At 48.1% G+C, this 18,534-nt stretch carries 18 protein-coding genes and 1 pseudogene; 8 read left to right on the forward strand and 11 right to left on the reverse strand.

Going from position 1 to position 18,534, the window contains the following annotated elements:
• The 7 genes and pseudogenes from QUB30_RS28710 to QUB30_RS28740 all read right to left on the reverse strand — a co-directional run.
• Positions 1–363: pseudogene (locus QUB30_RS28710) on the reverse strand (hypothetical protein); the annotation flags it as partial.
• Positions 350–748 carry a hypothetical protein gene (locus tag QUB30_RS28715; protein WP_333340861.1) on the reverse strand — a complete coding sequence of 133 codons (399 nt, stop codon included), beginning with the start codon at positions 746–748 and terminating at the stop codon, positions 350–352. The pseudogene QUB30_RS28710 and the gene QUB30_RS28715, both read right to left, overlap by 14 nt.
• A complete protein-coding gene (locus tag QUB30_RS28720) occupies positions 745–942 on the reverse strand; it encodes a hypothetical protein (protein ID WP_333340864.1) in 198 nt (65 codons plus the stop codon). Before QUB30_RS28720 ends, QUB30_RS28715 begins: the two co-directional genes overlap by 4 nt.
• A gap of 3 nt (positions 943–945) precedes the next feature.
• Positions 946–1,227, reverse strand: coding sequence for a hypothetical protein (locus tag QUB30_RS28725; RefSeq protein ID WP_333340866.1), 282 nt, complete (start codon positions 1,225–1,227; stop codon positions 946–948).
• Between the two features lie 389 nt (positions 1,228–1,616).
• Positions 1,617–1,892, reverse strand: coding sequence for an HU family DNA-binding protein (locus tag QUB30_RS28730; protein ID WP_333340869.1), 276 nt, complete (start codon positions 1,890–1,892; stop codon positions 1,617–1,619).
• Between the two features lie 81 nt (positions 1,893–1,973).
• The gene (locus QUB30_RS28735; RefSeq protein WP_333340871.1) at positions 1,974–2,249 is read right to left on the reverse strand and encodes a hypothetical protein; all 276 of its coding nucleotides are present in this window, start codon (positions 2,247–2,249) and stop codon (positions 1,974–1,976) included.
• Between the two features lie 87 nt (positions 2,250–2,336).
• Entirely contained in the window at positions 2,337–2,825 is a 489-nt protein-coding gene (locus QUB30_RS28740) for a hypothetical protein (RefSeq protein ID WP_333340874.1), read from the reverse strand.
• Positions 2,826–2,976: 151 nt separating this feature from the next.
• On the opposite strand from QUB30_RS28740, the gene QUB30_RS28745 reads away from it, so the two are divergent.
• The 7 genes from QUB30_RS28745 to QUB30_RS28775 all read left to right on the forward strand — a co-directional run bounded on the left by QUB30_RS28745 (position 2,977) and on the right by QUB30_RS28775 (position 9,877).
• Positions 2,977–4,491 carry a hypothetical protein gene (locus QUB30_RS28745; RefSeq protein ID WP_333340877.1) on the forward strand — a complete coding sequence of 505 codons (1,515 nt, stop codon included), beginning with the start codon at positions 2,977–2,979 and terminating at the stop codon, positions 4,489–4,491.
• Positions 4,492–4,605: 114 nt separating this feature from the next.
• On the forward strand, positions 4,606–5,436 hold the full coding sequence (locus tag QUB30_RS28750; RefSeq protein WP_333340880.1) for a hypothetical protein: 831 nt from the start codon (positions 4,606–4,608) through the stop codon (positions 5,434–5,436).
• 11 nt (positions 5,437–5,447) lie between these two features.
• Positions 5,448–5,948, forward strand: a complete 501-nt coding sequence (locus QUB30_RS28755) for a hypothetical protein (protein ID WP_333340882.1) — start codon at positions 5,448–5,450, stop codon at positions 5,946–5,948.
• A gap of 83 nt (positions 5,949–6,031) precedes the next feature.
• Entirely contained in the window at positions 6,032–6,331 is a 300-nt protein-coding gene (locus tag QUB30_RS28760; RefSeq protein ID WP_333340885.1) for a hypothetical protein, read from the forward strand.
• A 280-nt stretch (positions 6,332–6,611) separates the two neighbouring features.
• Entirely contained in the window at positions 6,612–7,835 is a 1,224-nt protein-coding gene (locus QUB30_RS28765; RefSeq protein WP_333340887.1) for an IS110 family transposase, read from the forward strand.
• Between the two features lie 5 nt (positions 7,836–7,840).
• Positions 7,841–8,092, forward strand: a complete 252-nt coding sequence (locus tag QUB30_RS28770; protein ID WP_333340890.1) for a hypothetical protein — start codon at positions 7,841–7,843, stop codon at positions 8,090–8,092.
• Positions 8,093–8,137: 45 nt separating this feature from the next.
• Entirely contained in the window at positions 8,138–9,877 is a 1,740-nt protein-coding gene (locus QUB30_RS28775) for a SpoIIE family protein phosphatase (RefSeq protein WP_333340893.1), read from the forward strand.
• 402 nt (positions 9,878–10,279) lie between these two features.
• On the opposite strand, the gene psb35 is transcribed toward QUB30_RS28775, so the two are convergent.
• Positions 10,280–10,492 carry a photosystem II assembly protein Psb35 gene (gene psb35 / locus QUB30_RS28780; RefSeq protein ID WP_333035758.1) on the reverse strand — a complete coding sequence of 71 codons (213 nt, stop codon included), beginning with the start codon at positions 10,490–10,492 and terminating at the stop codon, positions 10,280–10,282.
• Positions 10,493–10,703: 211 nt separating this feature from the next.
• Between psb35 and QUB30_RS28785 the strand changes: the two genes are divergently transcribed.
• Positions 10,704–13,613 carry a glycerol-3-phosphate acyltransferase gene (locus QUB30_RS28785; RefSeq protein WP_333340896.1) on the forward strand — a complete coding sequence of 970 codons (2,910 nt, stop codon included), beginning with the start codon at positions 10,704–10,706 and terminating at the stop codon, positions 13,611–13,613.
• A 106-nt stretch (positions 13,614–13,719) separates the two neighbouring features.
• On the opposite strand, the gene QUB30_RS28790 is transcribed toward QUB30_RS28785, so the two are convergent.
• The 3 genes from QUB30_RS28790 to QUB30_RS28800 form a co-directional block, all read right to left on the reverse strand.
• On the reverse strand, positions 13,720–15,447 hold the full coding sequence (locus QUB30_RS28790) for a phosphatase PAP2 family protein (RefSeq protein ID WP_333340899.1): 1,728 nt from the start codon (positions 15,445–15,447) through the stop codon (positions 13,720–13,722).
• A 321-nt stretch (positions 15,448–15,768) separates the two neighbouring features.
• On the reverse strand, positions 15,769–16,989 hold the full coding sequence (locus tag QUB30_RS28795) for an ABC transporter permease (RefSeq protein WP_333340902.1): 1,221 nt from the start codon (positions 16,987–16,989) through the stop codon (positions 15,769–15,771).
• 117 nt (positions 16,990–17,106) lie between these two features.
• Complete coding sequence (locus QUB30_RS28800) at positions 17,107–18,324, reverse strand: ABC transporter permease (protein ID WP_333340904.1); 1,218 nt, start codon at positions 18,322–18,324, stop codon at positions 17,107–17,109.
• Positions 18,325–18,534: the final 210 nt, after the last annotated feature.

Genomic DNA, 18,534 nt, shown 5'->3' on the forward strand with positions numbered 1-18,534 from the left:
GGCAATGTATTCTGTATCAGCAACCTCGGCAATGTATTCTGTATCAGCAACCTCGGCAATGTATTCTGTATCAGCAACCTCGGCAATGTATTCTGTATCAGCAAGTGTAGAGGCTGGTGATACAGAATCAACAACGCGGGCTACTTCTTCGGGATAGACGAATTCCCAACGCTCGCTCCGTTCATTCCAGAATTTGATACTGCCGTCCCTCGGATGGATGGCCACAATTTCGATAACATCGCCTTTCTTGAGATATGAGGCGGCCATCGGTTTTTTCCGCAGCTTCACCCGATCGCCAATTTTGTAGATCGTCTCCACCGCGACCGAAGCGTCAAAGAGTGAAAGTTGATTAGCGACAATCATCTCTGTCTCCACCTGTTCGGCTGTCTAAGGTTTCTTCTACCACAAGTTGCAAATTAGGAAATATGCAGCGCAGTTTCTCATTGATGTATTCCAATTCCCACTCCTCTATCTGGAGTCTCGGTTCACCAGGACAGTGAGCGCTGGTTGTTGTAAAATCGACTCCCCGCTGCTTAAAATTTCTTTCGCAGATCTTGATGTATTCGTTAATCAGGCCGATGAATTCGATAAATGTGTGGCAGTTTGTGCAGACCGCTTCGCGATAGTAGTTGTGTGACGCAATCTTCATTGCTTCTAATATCTCCTCTGGGGTTTGGGGAAGAGAGTCTGGGAGTTCTTTTCTAGCTCCGCCCAGTAGAGCCACTGCTTCTTCTGTTGTTAGTGTCATAAATTTCTTATTTCCAACGAATCCAATCGCCCGACAATTTTTCTGTAGCTCTTTCTCAGTCTGTGAATCTCGATCGCCTGTTTGGTAACAAACTCCATCAGCGCAGCAAGATGTTGTTCGATGTTGTACTCTTCTTCATCATTTTCGAATTTGATATGAACCTCGCCGGATTCGGGATTTTGTTCAATTTTCATAGGTTAAAATTCTCCGGGGGGAATGTTTTCGCCGCTGCTCAACTGCCAGCCGTGCTCGATAGCCGCAAAAGTAGTAGGGCAGTGCACAAATAACCTTTGCAGTTTGAGGGCGGCAATTTTAGCACAACACAGCAGCGGGGCTAATTCCTCGCAGTTCAAACTAGAGCGGTGCAACGCTTGCACCGCTAGGATAAGAGCGTTCGCCTCGTGGCCATCAAAATAAATTTGCAGATTCTTAAGGCTTTCTAGCTCGCGTGAAATTTCATCTACGTCAAAATTTTCCATGTCTATTTACTGTCTAGTGGTTGTCTACAGCCGATCGCCCTTCACGACCGATCGGCAAATTGTCTTACGTGTCTTACAGTCTTACTGGCCGCCGCTAACGCTTCCTTAATCACTTGGGAGGGGACCTGCTACTAAATAGAGACTGTTTCCGTACTCGTAAGTTATCTCCTGAGTAGTCGGCCAGTAAACTTCTGCCATACCTCCCCCACGTGGAAGAATAGATCTTACAGTTCCAACTATTGTCGTGTCGCCGTCTGCCATCAGGCCTAATCTGCTATCTACGCTCTGCACCTTTGATCCAACTTTAATACTCATGTTTTTTCCTCATTGTTAGTACGATCGCCCTTCACGACCGATCGGCAAATTGTCTTACTGTCTTACTGTTTTACTTACTGACAAACAGCATCCTTGAACTGCTTGCCTGCTGAAAATGCAGGAACTACAGTTGCCGGGATTTCCATCTTGTCGCCAGTTTTGGGATTGCGACCCTCGCGGGCCTTGCGTTCCCGCGACTCAAACGAGCCGAAACCTACCAGCGTTACTTTGTCGCCATCAGAGACAGCTTCCATGATTGCTTCCAGAGCGGCACTCAAAACAGTGTCTGCCTGTTTTTTCGTCACGCTAGCCTTTTCCACAATTGCATCTACTAATTCGCCTTTGTTCATAAGTGCGATCGTCCTTTAGTCATTAGTTATCGGTTATTAGTCATTAGTAGCGCATTAAAGGTCATAGCAAGGGTCAATTCCTTAGTAGTCAAGCTCTTTGTTCCAGCCATCTTCCAGCAATTGGGCCGCTACGGGAAATTGTTCGACTGGAAACATCAATACTTGCCACTGTCGGGCTACCTCGATCGCCTCCCTTGCTGTCGCCGAAGCCCTCGCTCCAGGGTGGCGGGAAGCTAGTTGGATTGTAGAGATTATTGAGAATACTGTCGCTTTGGGTATGTCGATAATCACTGACGGTTCGCGACCGATCGCTGCCATCTCCCCGACAAATTTCTTAAATGTGACTTCCTGTTCCATGAGTTAGCGATCGCCCTTTAGTTATTAGTTATTAGTCATTAGTAACGCAAAACCAGCACCCGACACAGGCGCTGGCTTCTGTTGCGATTATTCTGCGAGGTTTTCCCCGCCGTTAGTGGTGGATGACTCTGTTTTTTGTTGCTGCTGTATTAACTGCTGCTGCTGCATTAACTGCTGCTGCATTACCTGCTGTTGCTGTAGCAGCATCTCTTGCTGACGCCGCATCTCTTGGTACTGTTCTTCCTGTAATTCCTTGAGCTTTACTAAATTCTTGAGCTTCTCTTCATACTCCTTGACCTCCTCTCGATACCAGACGATGCACTCATTCGACTTGACCAACTGTTTGCGAGTGTCATCTATGAGTTGGTCGAGAACTCCCCCAAAGGGGTGGAAATTTCCAGCTCCCGGCGCGCTATCTTCTCGATCAACTGTGAGGAGCTCACTCCCAATCCCTCCGCTAACTCCCGAAAGAGCCGCGCTCCCGTAGGTGTAAGGCCGAACATCTTGTTGACCTTCACTTCCCCGTACTCCAATTCCTTTGCCTTCTTGACTTTGACCATACTCTTGAGTGTTCATAACGCCTTCCTTAAGAGATTACCAAATTCTCATATGAGACGTTGACATATTCTCATATGAGACTCTATGATATACCAAAGTCTCATATGAGACAAGATCGCACTGCATACCCCTAATGTTGGCGGGTGGGTAAATCCCACCCTTTCCCCTTATGCACTACACGCTCGACGAACTGAAACAGAAAAGTCTCAAGGAATTGAAGGAAATAGGCCACCAGCTCAACGTGCTCCCGGAGGGCGACAAACGCTGCCGCCAAAACTGGATCGAGGCGATTGTCGGCATCAATCCCCCGCTGATGCAACTGCTGGAAGCTTCCCCCGCGGCGGAAGTCGAAGAAGCCCAGGAGCCGCTCGAACCAGTAACTGAAACTACCCCCAACGCCTTCGACGTGGAGGAATTTCGGCAGACTCACGATGCTGAGATTGAAAGCTATTTTCAAAGTTTTATCGAACCTCAAGTCCAGGAGCCGATCGAATCCAAGTTCGGCCGCATCGTTTATCCCAAACCGGCCGCCAAGCCGATCGCACAAACAGTCGAAAATTCCCCCGGTGTCAATTGTCCTCACCCCAAAAAAAACCCTTATCCCGCCTACACTTACAAACTTGTTCGAGAGCCAGAAAATGCACTGGGGTACAGTGGATGGCTTCGCACCTTGCCATTCCCTCAACTCAAAAAATTTGCAGCCGAACGCAACGCATTTTCGGAATCTGAAAACCCGCAGGATTGGATCGAGGTTCTTTTGTCGCTTTGGAAAGATTCTGATTCCTGCATAAATCCTCCTCTGGTGGACTCTGAAGGCTTCGCTCTCGGCTGGGTGGTGAACACTGATGAAGATTTCAAAAATTACACCGAAGCCGATAGCCCGCCGAACCGAGGCGACAACGGCCGCGACCGACTGGAAAATGAGTCAAGAACGAGCCAAAGCGCGATCGCCCCTGCGACCAAAAATTCCCCCGGTGTCACTCGCAAAACTTCAACCGCTCATCAACTTTTGGAACTATTCAAGAGCGCAGCGCACATCATCCCCGACTCCCCCGCTGATGAAGAAGTGACGGAAAGTGCGATCGGGCAAACTGAATCCGATCAGATTCCTGATCTAAATCCGATCTTGACAGGCTGCACTTTATCCGCTGAGTTTTTGGCTCGCTATTCCCCGCCGCAGCCTGAAATTTTTCACTTCCAATCCGACGCTTCCGGGCAACTTAGCTTGCTTGATTTTGATGTGGAACGGTCCGACGAGCCGCCAGACCCCGACGATTTTAAATCCCTCGATGCGTTCCGCGAGGCGATGGCTCTCTGGGATGCTAAAAACACCGAAACCCTTACTGTATCTAACGATTCGATGTGCGAGTGGGCACCGTGTCCTCAGGAGTGGTACGAGCCAGAAGCCCCAAATTCGCCGATAAAAGCTTCATCCATGCGAGAAAGTTCCAGCTGCAACTTTTCCATCCCCACATTTGACGCTTGGCGCGATCGCCCGCAGCGACGAACCGACAGCGACGAACCGCCTGACACAGGGATATTTGCTCGGTTGCCCAAGCCCAAACCGCCCAGCTTTCCGCCTGTGACTGCCGGCAAGTACGATCGGGCAAACAGCGTTAAGAAGTTCGCCCGCAGCGCGACAGTTTTAAGCGGGCGAGCTCCCCCGGGAGGTGATGCTATGTAAATCACTGCTTGCGTGAAGCTTGTAATTAGGCAATTTTTTCTTCCCATTCTTCAAAAGTGCGATCGTCTTTCAAGGCGTAGGCGATCGCTTCCTCTCAAACCAAACTTTACAAAAATGGATATCACTGCTGACTTTTTAGATAACTGGCAACCGACGCGATCGGAGCTTCAACCGCTCTTGGACTTTGCAGAAGAAACCTTTGCCGCCGTTCCTTACAACGACTTAGCCGACTTAACCCGCGAGATTAAACTGTCATTTGTGGACTATGTAAGACAGGGCGTCATGCTTGCTGTCATACGCCGCAACCGCTTGTACAAACGGCAATTTAAAGACTTTGCCGAATACTGCAAGCTCGCCCTCGGTCGCTCGCCTATCTACTGCAAGCGCATCATAGAAGCGGCCGAAGTTTGCCTGGAACTTGCAAAAACCGGGTTTAAAATCCTCCCTACTTCCGTATCGCAAGCGCTGCCGCTGGTTAAATTCACCAAACCCGACGCCGCAGGAAACCGCGAGCTAGAAACGAAGTGGCAGGCAGTGCTCGACAGTCAACCGCCCGAGCGGATAACAGCCGCGGCAATTGCCGAGGCGATCGACGACAAAGAACCCCAAGAGCGAGCCAAGCAAGTAAAAATCGGCGGCAAAGCCTTTGAGACTCTGCAAAAGAAAGCGCTTGAAGCGGGGCTTTCAGTCTCCCAGTATTTAGAGCAACTCATCAACAGCGTCGCAGTTCCAACAGACGGCGAACCGCTTGACACAGAGGAAACCGAGGGAGAACCCGACGTACTGACGGCCGAACAAGTCGAAATTTGCGATCGGGCCGAAGCATTCGCCCGCCAGTCTAAGCCAAAGCGCGTAGCAGGTTTTGGGAGTAAAAAGCTATCAACTTGCCCTCAAAAAGCTATCAAATCACCAATTAGATCGGACAAAGCGTCCGACTCATCCTAGTTTTTAAAAGAATGACAAACGAAATAAACGAAACAAACGAGGCTGCAAAGTATCCCCCCGCTCGCGGCGAAATTACAGCAGAGACAATCGCGATCGACTGCCAGCTCGCCGATTTAATCCTCAAATGCCAAGGTAACGCCCGCGAACTAGATGAGCTAGCAGGAATGCTAGACAACCATCTAGCGTCCTGCGAAGAAGCTCGCGATTCGCTGATGGGATTGGATGTAGAACAGCCAGCACCATTTGACTTAACAGACTTACCCGCCGACCAACAGCGGTTGATTTTAGAATCGGCAGTTTTCGGGGGGGTCGCCTTCCAAACGCTGCAAAAATTAAGCCACGCCGACGTTGAATTTTTAATGCAGCGGTTGTCGGAGGGAGTAAAAATCATAACCGGGGAAATGGATGATAAAAAAATTACTGAAAGCTTGAAAAGGTATCTAAAAATGCGCAAAGAAGGCATGACTAATCTAGTATTTTATTCGAGCTTTCATCCATCGGATAACAACTAAAAAATAGCGGTTAAGTTGCAATCTTAACCGCTAAAAGGAGCTATCTTGGCTAACTGTCCTCTATTCGCATCTATTAATTTACCATGCCAACCAAAAACAAACACCACATCACCGAGTTAATCAAATCGGCAAAAGAGCAATTTGACAACTTTAGCGATGCCGAAACGCAAGAAGTTTTTATCACAATCAGAGAAGCAAAAGCCAGAGGACTGTTGCGGAAGCAACCCCCTGACCGATGCCTGAGTAAATACGTCAACGCTGCAAACTACCTGCTAAATCTTTACTCAACAGATGAATTTGCAACGATTTTAATGCAAAACATTGACTACCTCTACGCCTACATCGCCCTGGTAGCAACCAATTCGATCGCAACAACCGCCTGACGAGCGCCGCGCCGGAATCAGCGGCCGAAACTCCCCATTATTAAGGGGGAGTCGCGGATCGATTCCAACCCGACCGCCAATTAAAATAACTGCGATTTAGGGCTTTCATAAGGAACCAAGCTGTAATGGCTTTTCGGACTTCATAAGCTCGGTCGCAGCCTAATTAATTGCAACATCTCGCGCACTTAGAAGCTTTAAGAGTGAATTAGGCTCATTGTGGCCTTTGGGTGATTCATAAGCGCTGCGTGCGGGATTTGGAAACCTCACCTACAAAAATTGAATGACACAAATTTTAGGGCTAGACATCAGCAAAGCCTCAGTTTCCGCTTGCCTGATTTCAGAGAAAGTTGATGAGCCAAAGGAATTTTACTACCGCTACAGTTTTTACAAATTTGCCGCTACAGCGCACGGAATCAATGAATTGCTCGCACTAATTGGATCGGAAAATTTGGCCAGCACGATCGCAATAATGGAACCCACGGGCGTTAACTACCAAACCCTGTGGGGAACCCAACTTGCCCGCGCCGGGGTAGAAGTGCGGCTGGTCGGTCACAAGGAATTGCGCTCGTTCCGCGAGCATCACTTGGGATTGCCCGATAAAGACGATGACGCGGACGCGCTGGCGCTGGCAATTTACGGCTGGGACTATCAATCCAATCCGCGCCGGTTTGTTCAAATGCGCGATCGCACGATTGTAGAAATCCGCCGCTTAGTCTTGAGGCTAGCTCACCTCAACCGCGTCCAAAGCCCCATCATAAATAGGGCGCGGCAAGATTTAGCCTGGCAGTTCCCAGAAGCGGCGCTGATTAAATCGCTGCGGTCTGGGGAAAAAGTGCCGCTGCTTTGGGCTTGGCTTTGCAGCCAGCGGCAGTCTGTAAAGTACGATTTGCTCTACGAGCGGTCGATCGGATTGGGAATCACCGACGAAGTGCGACGCCACGCCGCCCGCATCTGCGACTTGCAGCGGGAAGAAATGGCGATCGAATTTGAACTCTCTAAATTAGTCGCCGAGCCGCAGTTTTTACCGTACCGCCGAGTTTTTGCCCGTTTCGGTTTCGGCCGCAGAGTCGAGGCGCTGCTGCTTTCCCAAATCTTTCCGATCGAAAATTACCTTGCCCCCGATGGCAAGCCCGAGATTAAAATTCGCACCGGTCGGCGATCGGGCAAACCGACAAAGCGGCATTTATCGCTTCGGAGATTTTGCAAAGCTTTAGGATACGCGCCATCCCAGGAAAGCAGCGGCGATTTGCAAAAATCGAAAGTGGTGGGCGGCAGTGATTTGTGCCGCAAAGCCTTGTGGCAGTGGGTTTTCACTAGACTTGAGATTACGCGCTGCCGCATGGCTAACGACATCGGCGATCGGCTCGGGGAAGTGATGGACGCGGAAAAACTCAGCGGGCGGCCGGTGCGGCTGGTGCGATCGCGCGTGGCGGCCAAAGCGGTCAAGCTGCTATTTAAAGAATTGGTGCGCGAGCTTGTCCAACATCCAGAATCTAAAATCTAAAAACCATGGCTGGTTATTTGACCTCTTGGAATATTTATCCCAATAAAAAACCCGATTTAAGTTACGACGACTGGCACATAGGATTTTCAGATGGAGACGATCGCAAATTTCCAGCATATCCAGTCAACATCGCCTATATGCGGGGCTGGCTGATGGCTTTAGGAATGCAAGCGGGATACGACGGCAGCCAGCCAGCTATCAATGAAGAATTTTACTTAGAGGGCTACGCTCAAGGCAAATACGAGCGCGACTGCTAATTTCTGTATAAAATGCAGCGATGACAATTACTAGAGTGAAGTCCGATGTACGACTTGACGAGATTCACTTTAAGGGACATGGCGGAATGCGGGTTGGCTCTACGCCAGTTCGGCTTGGGGGTTGAAAGTATGGAAGAGGCGAGTAACAGAATTGTTAGGTATCTTTACGAAAATTTCTGTACTAAACCAACTGGTGAAAAATCCTGCGCCCTAGTCCGTTTATTCAAAACTCACCCTTATGAAGACTTAGAAGTCGAACTTGCCGAGTATGCCCGTAGTATGTTGGGCGACTATCCCCCTTGGCCTACCATGAAGTGCATGACTGCACTGGCAACAGTAGGAGAACAAACGGAATGGAACTCAAGACACACATCCGTTGCACATAAGGCTATTCCGCTGGCAAGCGAATCTGTAGTCGATCAGATGCCGATGATCTCACAACTCATCAGACAGCTCGGCTTAGATATAAAAACAGTTATCAACCCTGACCCGAATCTTTTGGTAGAAATCGAGCAGAGGAAATACAACGTCTTCTATGTACCTGAAGCGATTGGCAGCCCCTATATTCCCGCCCAGGACTCCTTTGTTATTCCCTTTGGAATCAAGTCTGTATTGGGGTTGGGTGGTCTATTACCTTCAGGCAATATGTTTGCAATTATCCTGTTCTTGAAAGTCCAGATTCCTATTAGCACGGTTCAGATGTTCAGCACTCTGGCGCTGAACGTAAAGACAGCACTGCTGCCCTTCGATCGAGGATCTGTCTTCGCCCAAAAAAAAGATGGATCTGCTACAGTCTCTAAGCAAATATTCACAAAAAACACTGAGCAGGATATAGCGCAGCTTAGATCCCAGGTAGCGACTTTGAGGCAGTTGCTTGATGTTTTTGATAAATCGATCTTGGTACAATCCGATCGACTCGAACAAGCCATAGAGGAACTGGCGGAATCCGCGCAAAAGTTAGATACCCTAAACGAGAGACTCAAGGAAGACAATCTTCGCATGGGTGCGGAATTGGATATCGTGCGTCAGATGCAGCAAATGATTCTGCCCAATGCTGATGAACTGGAAATCGACGGACTCGATATTGCCGGATATATGGATGCTGCCGATGAAGTCGGCGGCGACTACTATGATGTCTTAAACACCGATGGCGTTGTCACTCTGGGCATCGGCGATGTCACTGGACATGGACTTGAAAGCGGTATCTTGATGCTGATGGCGCAAACCGCCGTTCGCACCCTCAAGGAAATCCGCGAAACTAATCCGGTTCGGTTCTTAGATGCGCTCAACCGCACCCTTTACAAAAACGTGGAGCGCATGAAATCTCACAAAAGCCTCACCCTAGCGATTTTAAATTACTCCCAAGGACTCGTCAGCATTAGCGGTCAGCATGAAGAAACAATCATTGTGCGAAACGGTGGACAGGTTGAACGTATCGACACGATGGATTTAGGCTTCCCCATCGCCCTCCACGATGAGATTGCTGAGTTCATCAGTCAGATTTCAATTGAGCTACAGCTAGGAGATGGGATAGTGCTATATACCGATGGTATTACCGAAGCAAAAGACATTCACAAAAAACAATATGGCGTTGAGCCGATGTGTGAAGTCATTAGCCAAAATTGGCATTTGTCGGCACAAGAAATTAAGCAAGCGGTGATTGACGATTTACGGCGACATATCGGCAATCAAAAAGTATTTGATGATATTACGCTGCTGGTTTTGAAGCGGACGGAATTAGGCGTAGCAACAGAGTCACAGCCTCAAGCAGCCCCATTGGTTTAGAGCGATCGCAAATACGTCAAAACAATAAACTGATGACAGGAAACGGGAAAATGGTTGGCGGGGCGATCGCCTTAGCAGTCAAATTTACGAAGAGGTGGTGAGATATCTCAAACGCAGCCCCCCAAAAGAGGTTTAATTTCCAGAGAACTCCAAAGCTGTAGTCAACTTCTAAATTTTTATGATTAAATCTATCTAATGATATATTGCATCAATGTAAAGAAAGCGATCGATCGTGGGATGAGCGCTCCCTTTATTGACATTAGTGCTTTCGGTCAATTAAAACTATTCACTCAAAGCCTTTCTACATAGCGTAAGGCGCGCCAAGGCGCACCCTACCGGATCGATTTGCCAGGGTAATTCCTATTCCTCTCAAAGCTTTTTCCGAGCTAAAACAGCTTTATTCTATTTTTTCTTTGACTCAGAAACATCAGCAATCAAATCGTCTTTATCAACTTTGGGTACAAAATCAGGGCGTTCTTTGGATTCCCAACCGGGGGGGCGCTTGGAGTTATACCAGGCGATCGAGCCGATCGTAACTGCGGCAACAAAGCCAACACCAAGAACTGCTATTGGAGCGGTCAAGCTGACACTTGATTCCGGCACTGGCTGCTGCATGAGCAGCTCAATCATTACTCGCTTGATGGGTGCAACAACAACTGCTATGGGAGTGGTCAAGCTGATATCTATCATTAGGCTAAATCCTTATCTACTCTACTTTTACATTATTTTAAGTGCTAAGGACGTTTGGTTGATATATCTGAAGGCTGAAAAATTGGCAGAATTGCGGTCATAATGTTTAGAGCTTGAAAATAGGAGAGCTGGTTTTATGCCGTTGGGGACAATAGCATTGCTGTTGGCTGCTAGTTTCAGCTTGGGTGCTTTACCGCTAACGGGATGGGCGGTGCGAGTGTTTAGCCGCCGAGATTTGAGGGCCCTGGGTACGGGGAATGTGGGCGTGTCTGCTGCTTTCATTCACGGGGGGAAATTAGCGGGAATTGCTGCGGTGTTGGCGGAAATAGCCAGGGGTATTTTGCCGGTTTTGGCGGGGCGATTTTGCTTCCCGGATGCACCTGCGATCGCGATCGCCCTGTTAATTCCTCTAGTTGCGGGCAGATATGCGATCGCCCGAGGTGGAGGCGTGACCAACGCTGTTTGGGGTCTTTTGGTATTTTCGCCGCCGATGGCTGTATCATCGGGCCTTTGGGGGCTGGTGGTGTGGGGTTTGGCACAGCGGTGGTGGGGTGAGGGCGATCGGGCGAGACTATTTGCTTCCCGTTGCGGGTGTCTGTGTACCCCAATCTGGGTTTGGGTGTGGCGACAATCAATGCCCGAATTTTTAGCAGCAGCAGGATTAGCTTTGTTGTTAGCAGCAATTAATTTCAGTCAGGGTGATGATATGGCTTTATCTAAATCTGATCAATTGTTTTCTCTTGATGACTCGTTAGATGCTGCAATCTGCGGCGATAAAGCCGCTAAATTGTCTCAACTGAAACGAGCCGGGTTTAATGTACCCTCTGGTTGGATATTATCACAAGAAGCGCGCATCGGGCATCGGGCATCGGGCATCGGGCATCGAGGAAATAGTGATGAATTGTCAATTCCGAATGCTTTCATTCACAATCTAAAATCCCACATCCCAAATCGAATGATTGTGCGTTCTTCTGCCGCGGGAGAAGATGGCGATACGAGTTCTGCCGCCGGACAATATCAAACTATTGGCCCTGTTTTCACTGAAGCAGAATTGCTCGATGCAATTAATCGCTGTCGCCAGTCTTATTGGACTTCCGAAGCTGTGGCTTACCGGCGACAGCGACAATTGCCCGACACCCAAATGGCTGTATTAATTCAGCCTTATATTGACAGCCAATTTGCGGGAGTCATGTTCAGTCGCAATCCTTTAGATGGTGGTTCCCAGGTAATTATAGAAGCTTTACCGGGAGGAGCAGAAGCGGTTGTCGGCGGACAATATACTCCGGTTCACTTAGAAATTGATTTTAGTAAACCGGAATTATTAGAAAAACAATTAAATGAACTTCAAAGTAATTCAATTATTGCTCAATCGATTATAGTAGAATTGGCGAAACAAGCGCAAGCAATTGAAGCATTTTTTCACGGAATTCCGCAGGATATAGAGTGGAGTTGGGACGGGGAAAAAGTTTGGATTTTGCAAAGCCGCCCGATTACTAATTTGCAGCCTTTTTGGACGCGCACTATTGCAGCGGAAGTGATTCCCGGTGCAATTCGCCCGCTAACTTGGTCGATTAACCGGCCCCTGACTTGCGGGGTTTGGGGAGAGATTTTTCAGGTGGTTTTGGGCGATCGCGCGATCGGCTTAAACTTTAATGAAACGGCAACTTTGCTGGGTTCTCACGCCTATTTTAATGCGACTTTGTTGGGCGAAATTTTTCGGATGATGGGATTGCCGGAGCAGGGTTTGGAATTTTTGCTCAGAGGTCAAAAAATGGGCAAGCCGCCTTTGGGGAAGATTTTGCCTTCTTTGCCAGGTTTGTGGCGTCTGGTGCAGCGAGAGAGGGCGCTCAATGCAGAATTTAAGGGCGATCGTACTTCTATTTTCCTCCCCGCACTCCAAAGTCTGGAGAAAAAAGAGGGAAGTTCGGCAACGGATTTAACGGAATTGTTGGAGAGAGCGGAGCAAATTCAGGAGTGGCTGAAACCGATTACTTACTACAATATATTAGGGCCGATCGGGCTTGCTATTCGCAAGGCAATTTTTCGCGTTTCAGATGAATGGCTCGACAATGACAGCGCTCCTGAAATTGCTTCTGTGCGAGCTTTGCAGCAGTTGGCTCATAAATTGCGGCAAGCTGCTGTTTCGCAGCATGACGAAACTGTTTCAGTCGCAAATTTAGCACAGACATTTGCGGAAACTCCGGCTTTACAAGCAGACTTTGAAAAGTGGCTTGATGTTTACGGATATTTGAGCGAGGTGGGAACGGATATTGCTGTTCCTACTTGGCGAGAACAGCCGGAAATTTACCAAAAACTGCTAATAACTATGGCTCAAAAAGCGGAAACTAATTTAGTCGAAAAGCGGAAATTAGGCTTGACTTTTGGGCAGAAGTGGCGACTAGATAAATGTCAGGCAAGAGCGATCGTCAAAAACGAAATTAGCGAAATTTACGCGCGGTTGTTGGCTCACCTGCGCTGGACTTTTTTGGAGATTGAAGCTTGCGGATTGGCAATGCAGGTGTTTCAGGAAAGCGGGGATATTTTTTATCTGGAATTTGGCGAAATTCAGCAGTGGATTCGCAGCGGCGCGAGTGTTTCTTTTCATGATACAATTAGCCAAAGGCGCGATCGCCTGCTAGCCGATCGCGATCGCCCGATTCCCCCTGTTGTCTACGGCAATTTGCTGCCAAATTCTCAGACAAGGGCGATCGAACTGGCAACATCTGAAACTAATATCATCCAGGGAATTCCAGCAAGTATTGGTCGTGTCGAAGGCTTTGTCAAGATTTGCCGCACCGCCAGCACGGATTTAGGAGAAAATGCGATCGCAGTAGTTCCTTACACCGATGCAGGTTGGGCACCGCTGCTATTAGGAGCAACAGCAATTATCGCCGAAGTTGGCGGCCAACTATCTCACGGAGCAATAATCGCTCGCGAGTACAAAATTCCCGCAGTTATGAATATTTCTGAAGCTACAACACGCTTGCGAGACGGTCAAAAAATCCGAGTAGATGGGTATCTCGGCACTGTAGAACTGCTGGAATAAACGGAAAGAAAAAGGTAAAAACTTGTTTGTAGGTAGGGAGACGGCAGTGCCGTCTCCCTACAGCTTCATAAACGTGGAATCTGCTGTATCTCCAAGTCCTAGTTTCTTAGACTAAGAAATTCTCGACAACATAGTTCCCCACATTTCTACCCACACTTAAACCATTTACGTTAGCACTCATGAAATGAATGCCTCCGTAAAGGCGACTCATGCCCGATTCGTCGGCCGCTTCGCTGAAGTTTTCAAAGGTTCGCAAAGTGTTGACAGTCCTGTCTCCCCTATCTGCAAAGCCAAAATCTGAACCCAATACAGAGGTCATAACTGCATCTGCTGCACCGCTAAAGGTACTGTGGCCCGACGTGTACTCAGGGAACGGCGGAGTAGTTATCAGCGGAGTCCATAGGGGGTCGGCTGTCGTGTTCGGATTGTTGTCTGTGTCTGCTTGGCGAATAGCTGTCACCGGCCGCCACAAGTTGTACTCATACTTGGCATCCCAGCAGCTAATAGCTGCATCGGCGAGGGCAAAATTTAGCAGGGCGAACAAGCGGGCGCTATCTTCTAAGGATTGGCCGGTGAGAGTCGCTGTTTCTTCGGCGATTTGGTTCCAGTGGCCCGGAGGCGTAAACGTCCCAGCGCCGTTGGCCCAGAATTTGGCAATGGCTGTTTGGTCGGGAGTCCGGGTGAGGCTGTCACTTTTGCCGATTTCTTTGATGTAGTTAACTTCCTCTGCGTACTTGGCGCTGTCAAGGGCGGGCGGACCCGACGGGCGGAACTGAGAACCGCTAGTCATCGCAAAGGGAGTAACTTCGGCCCACTGTGGCGCGAGGGCGGAGGCCAAAGCGGGGGGAGTCGGCACCCAACTGCCGGGGTCGGTTTTGGGGGTGTACTGCACTACTTTCGTGATGCCGTCTGTACTCCGCGAACTGATAATTTGGTCGGCAACTTGCTGTCCGAGGGCAATCCCGTCTTGTTTGGCTTTGCCGTCGGTAATTTTAGCTAAAGACGATGCGTATGCTTCGTTGAATGTGGCTGCTTGCGCTGGGTAGACGGTGACTAAGACGCGGTGGGCGGCCGCGGCGGTGGCTGCTTCTGCTGATGTGCCTGCTGGTGCATCTATGTTGACCTGGTAAGGGCTGTATTTTTTGCTTATCGAGTTAACAGCATCGTAAATGGCTGCGTGAACCATTGCCATGTTGCGGGAGGCGAGGGGAGGCGCGGTACTGGCTGTTCGCACTGCATTCAGCATGACTCCATTCCACTCAACGACAGGGTTTCCCGATAGCTGATTTGTGAATTGGTCGCGGTTGATTGTGTTGCTGTTGACTCCCGCCAATACTGCTAAATACTCGCCCGTGAGTTTGTCTTGAATTACGGTGCTGTTGCTGTTGGTGCCGGTGCCTTGCTGGATGTTTAAATCTTCAAAGCTGAGGCCGTCTAGCAATCGAATTTTGTCATAGCCGTTGCCGAAGTCGGCGATGTAGTCGGCGGCAGCTACAGTTGGGCCACCGCTGCCTTTAGCAATGGCAAAGATATCATCGCCTGTGCCGGCGCTCACGGTATCGCTACCTGCGCCCGCATAGATGAGATCGTTGCCGGAATCGCCACTAATTAGGTCGCTGCCTTTGCCCCCCCAGAGGATGTCGTCGTCTGCACCACCAACAATCGTATCGTTGCCTTGGTCGCCGCAGATTTTGTCTTTACCTACCTCGCCTTCGAGATAGTCGTCTCCGCTGTTGGCATAAATTATGTCGTTGCCATCCAATCCGTTAAATCTGTCTGGTTGGGTGGTTCCTTCAAGATAGTCAAATTTAGGACTAGAGGTGAGGGATGCCATGTTTATTTATTGGATATTTTGATTAAAGCGCAAAGGTTCGTACCATCTGTAGATGCTTATGTGTGTTTACCCCTTATTTAATAATATTAAACTTTCTGGTTGAGAAGTAAACGCCACAACCAAGCTTTATTTAATATTTAACGGGCTTTTTATGAAGTTTTGCGCTTTGAATATGCGTAAATATACAGACATTAAAACTGACTCAGATACTGCAATGTTGCTAATTTTTCACAAAAAAACAGTTTTTTTTTATATTTAGAGCAAGATACTTTTTACCAGCATAAAACGCGCGGATTGTGTAACGGAGTAAGTATATATTTATTAAGCACTCCTCAAAGCTGCGATCGGGTCGAGTTTGGCCGCTTGGCGGGCGGGGACGACGCCGAAGAAGAGGCCTACTGCACCGGATACGCTGACAGCAAGGGCGATCGCCACGGGTGAGATTCCAGCTTGCAAGGGCGTGAAATTACCTACAAGCAAGATACCGCCGATACCTACGCAAGTACCGACTATCCCTCCGGCAGCGGATAAAATTACAGCTTCGACAATAAATTGAAACAAGATATCTTGTTGGGATGCGCCGATCGCCTTTCTGAGTCCTATTTCTTGGGTGCGTTCGCTGACGGAGGCAAGCATAATGTTCATAATCCCAATGCCGCCGACTAATAGGGAAATGCTGGCAACAGCAGTTAACATAAGAGTCAAAGCGCCGGAAATTGCCCCCATTCTTGCCATTAAATCTTTTTGATTTCTGACATTAAAATCATCTTCGGTGGTAACTTTGTGCCGCAATCTCAGCAGGTTTTCTACCTGAAATTGCGCTGCGTCCATTTGCAATTCATCTTTAATTGAAATAAATATCGACGTGACAGCTAAACCATAGGGAGATTTGCGCCCGACTATACGATTGGCCATTGTGGCGATCGGCACAGTGGCCGAGTTATCGTAATTCGTACCAAAAGATGTCCCTTTGGGCGCCAATACTCCAATTATTTCCATACTGACATTTTTGATCCGCACTTGTTTCCCGAGGGGGTTAGCATTGCCAAACAGTTTCTCAGCCAATTCTGAACCGAGAACTACAACTTGATTGCTTTGTCTGACATCGAGATCCGTCAAATATCGCCCTTTAGCCATTTCAAAGTTTCGGACAGTGAGAAATTCTGGAATTGTGCCGAAAATTAGAGCCGAAACATTTTTGTTGCTGTAGCGAACAATCTCTGAACTGTTAAGTTCTGCTGACACGCCTTGAACGGAGGGAACTTGAGTTGCGATCGCTTTAGCGTCTGGCAGTACGAGAGTTTGAGGCGTACTTGAGGTGGCACTTCGCCTAGCGTTCGGTACTCCCGGCCTCACGATTAATATGTTTGTACCGAGGGATTGAAGTTCTGCTGCTACAAATTTTTGAGCTCCTTGTCCAATTCCAATCATTGCAATTACTGAGGCATTGCCCACAATCATGCCAATCATGGTTAAACTGCTGCGAGTTTTGTTGGCTAGTAGCGTTTGACCAGCCATTTTGACGCTTTCAATAAAATTCATACTTTCTTATGAGTTATTAGTTATGAATTATTAGTTATGAGTTATGAGTTATTTTTCTAACAGTCAACAGTCAACCGTGAACAGTCAACAGCCAACCGTCAACCCTCAACAAACTAATTAAGCACTTCTCAATGCCACAATCGGGTCTAGTTTAGCAGCTTGTTTGGCGGGTACGATGCCGAAGAATAAGCCGATGCTGCCGGAAACACCGACTGCAAGTGCGATCGCCACTGGGGAAACGCTAGCTTGCAGGGGAGTAAAAGCAGCTACTAAAAGCACGCCGCCGATACCGAATCCAGTGCCGATCGCCCCACCTGCCGCTGACAAAATCACAGACTCTATCATAAACTGAATCAGGATATCCTGCTGAGATGCTCCGATCGCCTTTCTCAATCCTATTTCCTTCGTGCGTTCGGTAACAGAAACCAGCATGATATTCATAATCCCGATGCCGCCCACAAACAGCGAAATTGCCGCCACGAAAGCCAACATCAACGTCAAACCGCCAGTAATGCTGCCCAAAGTTTTCATTAACTCTTTCTGATTTCGGACAGTAAAATCATCCTCCTTAGTAATTTTGTGACGCAACCTCAGCAGATTTTCTATTTGAAATTGTGCGGCTTGCATCATAGTTTCATCTTTGATGGCCACCGAAATAAATGTTACTTTTGTACCGTAGGGAGACGAGCGACCAACAATTCGATTTGCCATTGTTGTCAGCGGCAAATAAACATTCATATCTTGATTATCGCCAAAACTTGAGCCTTTCGCCTGCATGACACCAATCACTTGAAAAGTCGAGTTTTTGATGCGAATATATTGACCAACTGGCTGTGTATTGCCAAACAATTGTTCGGCTGCTTCCGATCCTAAAGCAACCACATTTTCTTGTCTTTCTAAATCTAATTTGCTTAAAAATCGACCTTGACCAACATCAAAGCTTCTGACTGTCAGAAATTCTGGGGTAGTTCCGACAATGGAAGATGAGACATTTTTATTGCGGTAAGTAACGAGTTGACTGTCATTTAGAGTTGGTGCGACTTCTTGGACAGAAGCAACTTGAGATGCGATCGCCTCTGCATCTTCCACTACTAAAGTCTGGGGCGGAATCACCGGGCGGGTTTGCGCTTCAGGACTGCCGGGAATAATAAATAGCAAGTTTGAACCCAGAGAGTTAACTTGTCCCTCGATAAATGTTTGAGCTCCTTCGCCGATACCGATCATAGAAATTACCGAAGCATTGCCGATGATAATTCCTAACATCGTCAAGGTGCTGCGAAGCTTGTTTGCCATCAAAGTTGTGACGGCCATTTTGACGCTTTCAACAATATCCATAATTCGATTTTAGATTTGGGATTTTAGATTTTAGATTAGGGAATTGGGATTATTGGTGTCAACTTAATATTTAAACCCATAATAAATCTTGCTTGTAGTCAAGTCTCGATCCCCCTAAATCCCCCTTAATAAGCTATGCCTTACTCACATCTTTCTTAACAAAATCCGGCTTGACATCTGGGGGGGAATGGGTAGAAACTAATTTCCATG

Origin of the sequence: Microcoleus sp. BROC3 (genome assembly GCF_036702515.1) — a bacterium.
Classification (GTDB): Bacteria; Cyanobacteriota; Cyanobacteriia; order Cyanobacteriales; family Microcoleaceae; genus Microcoleus.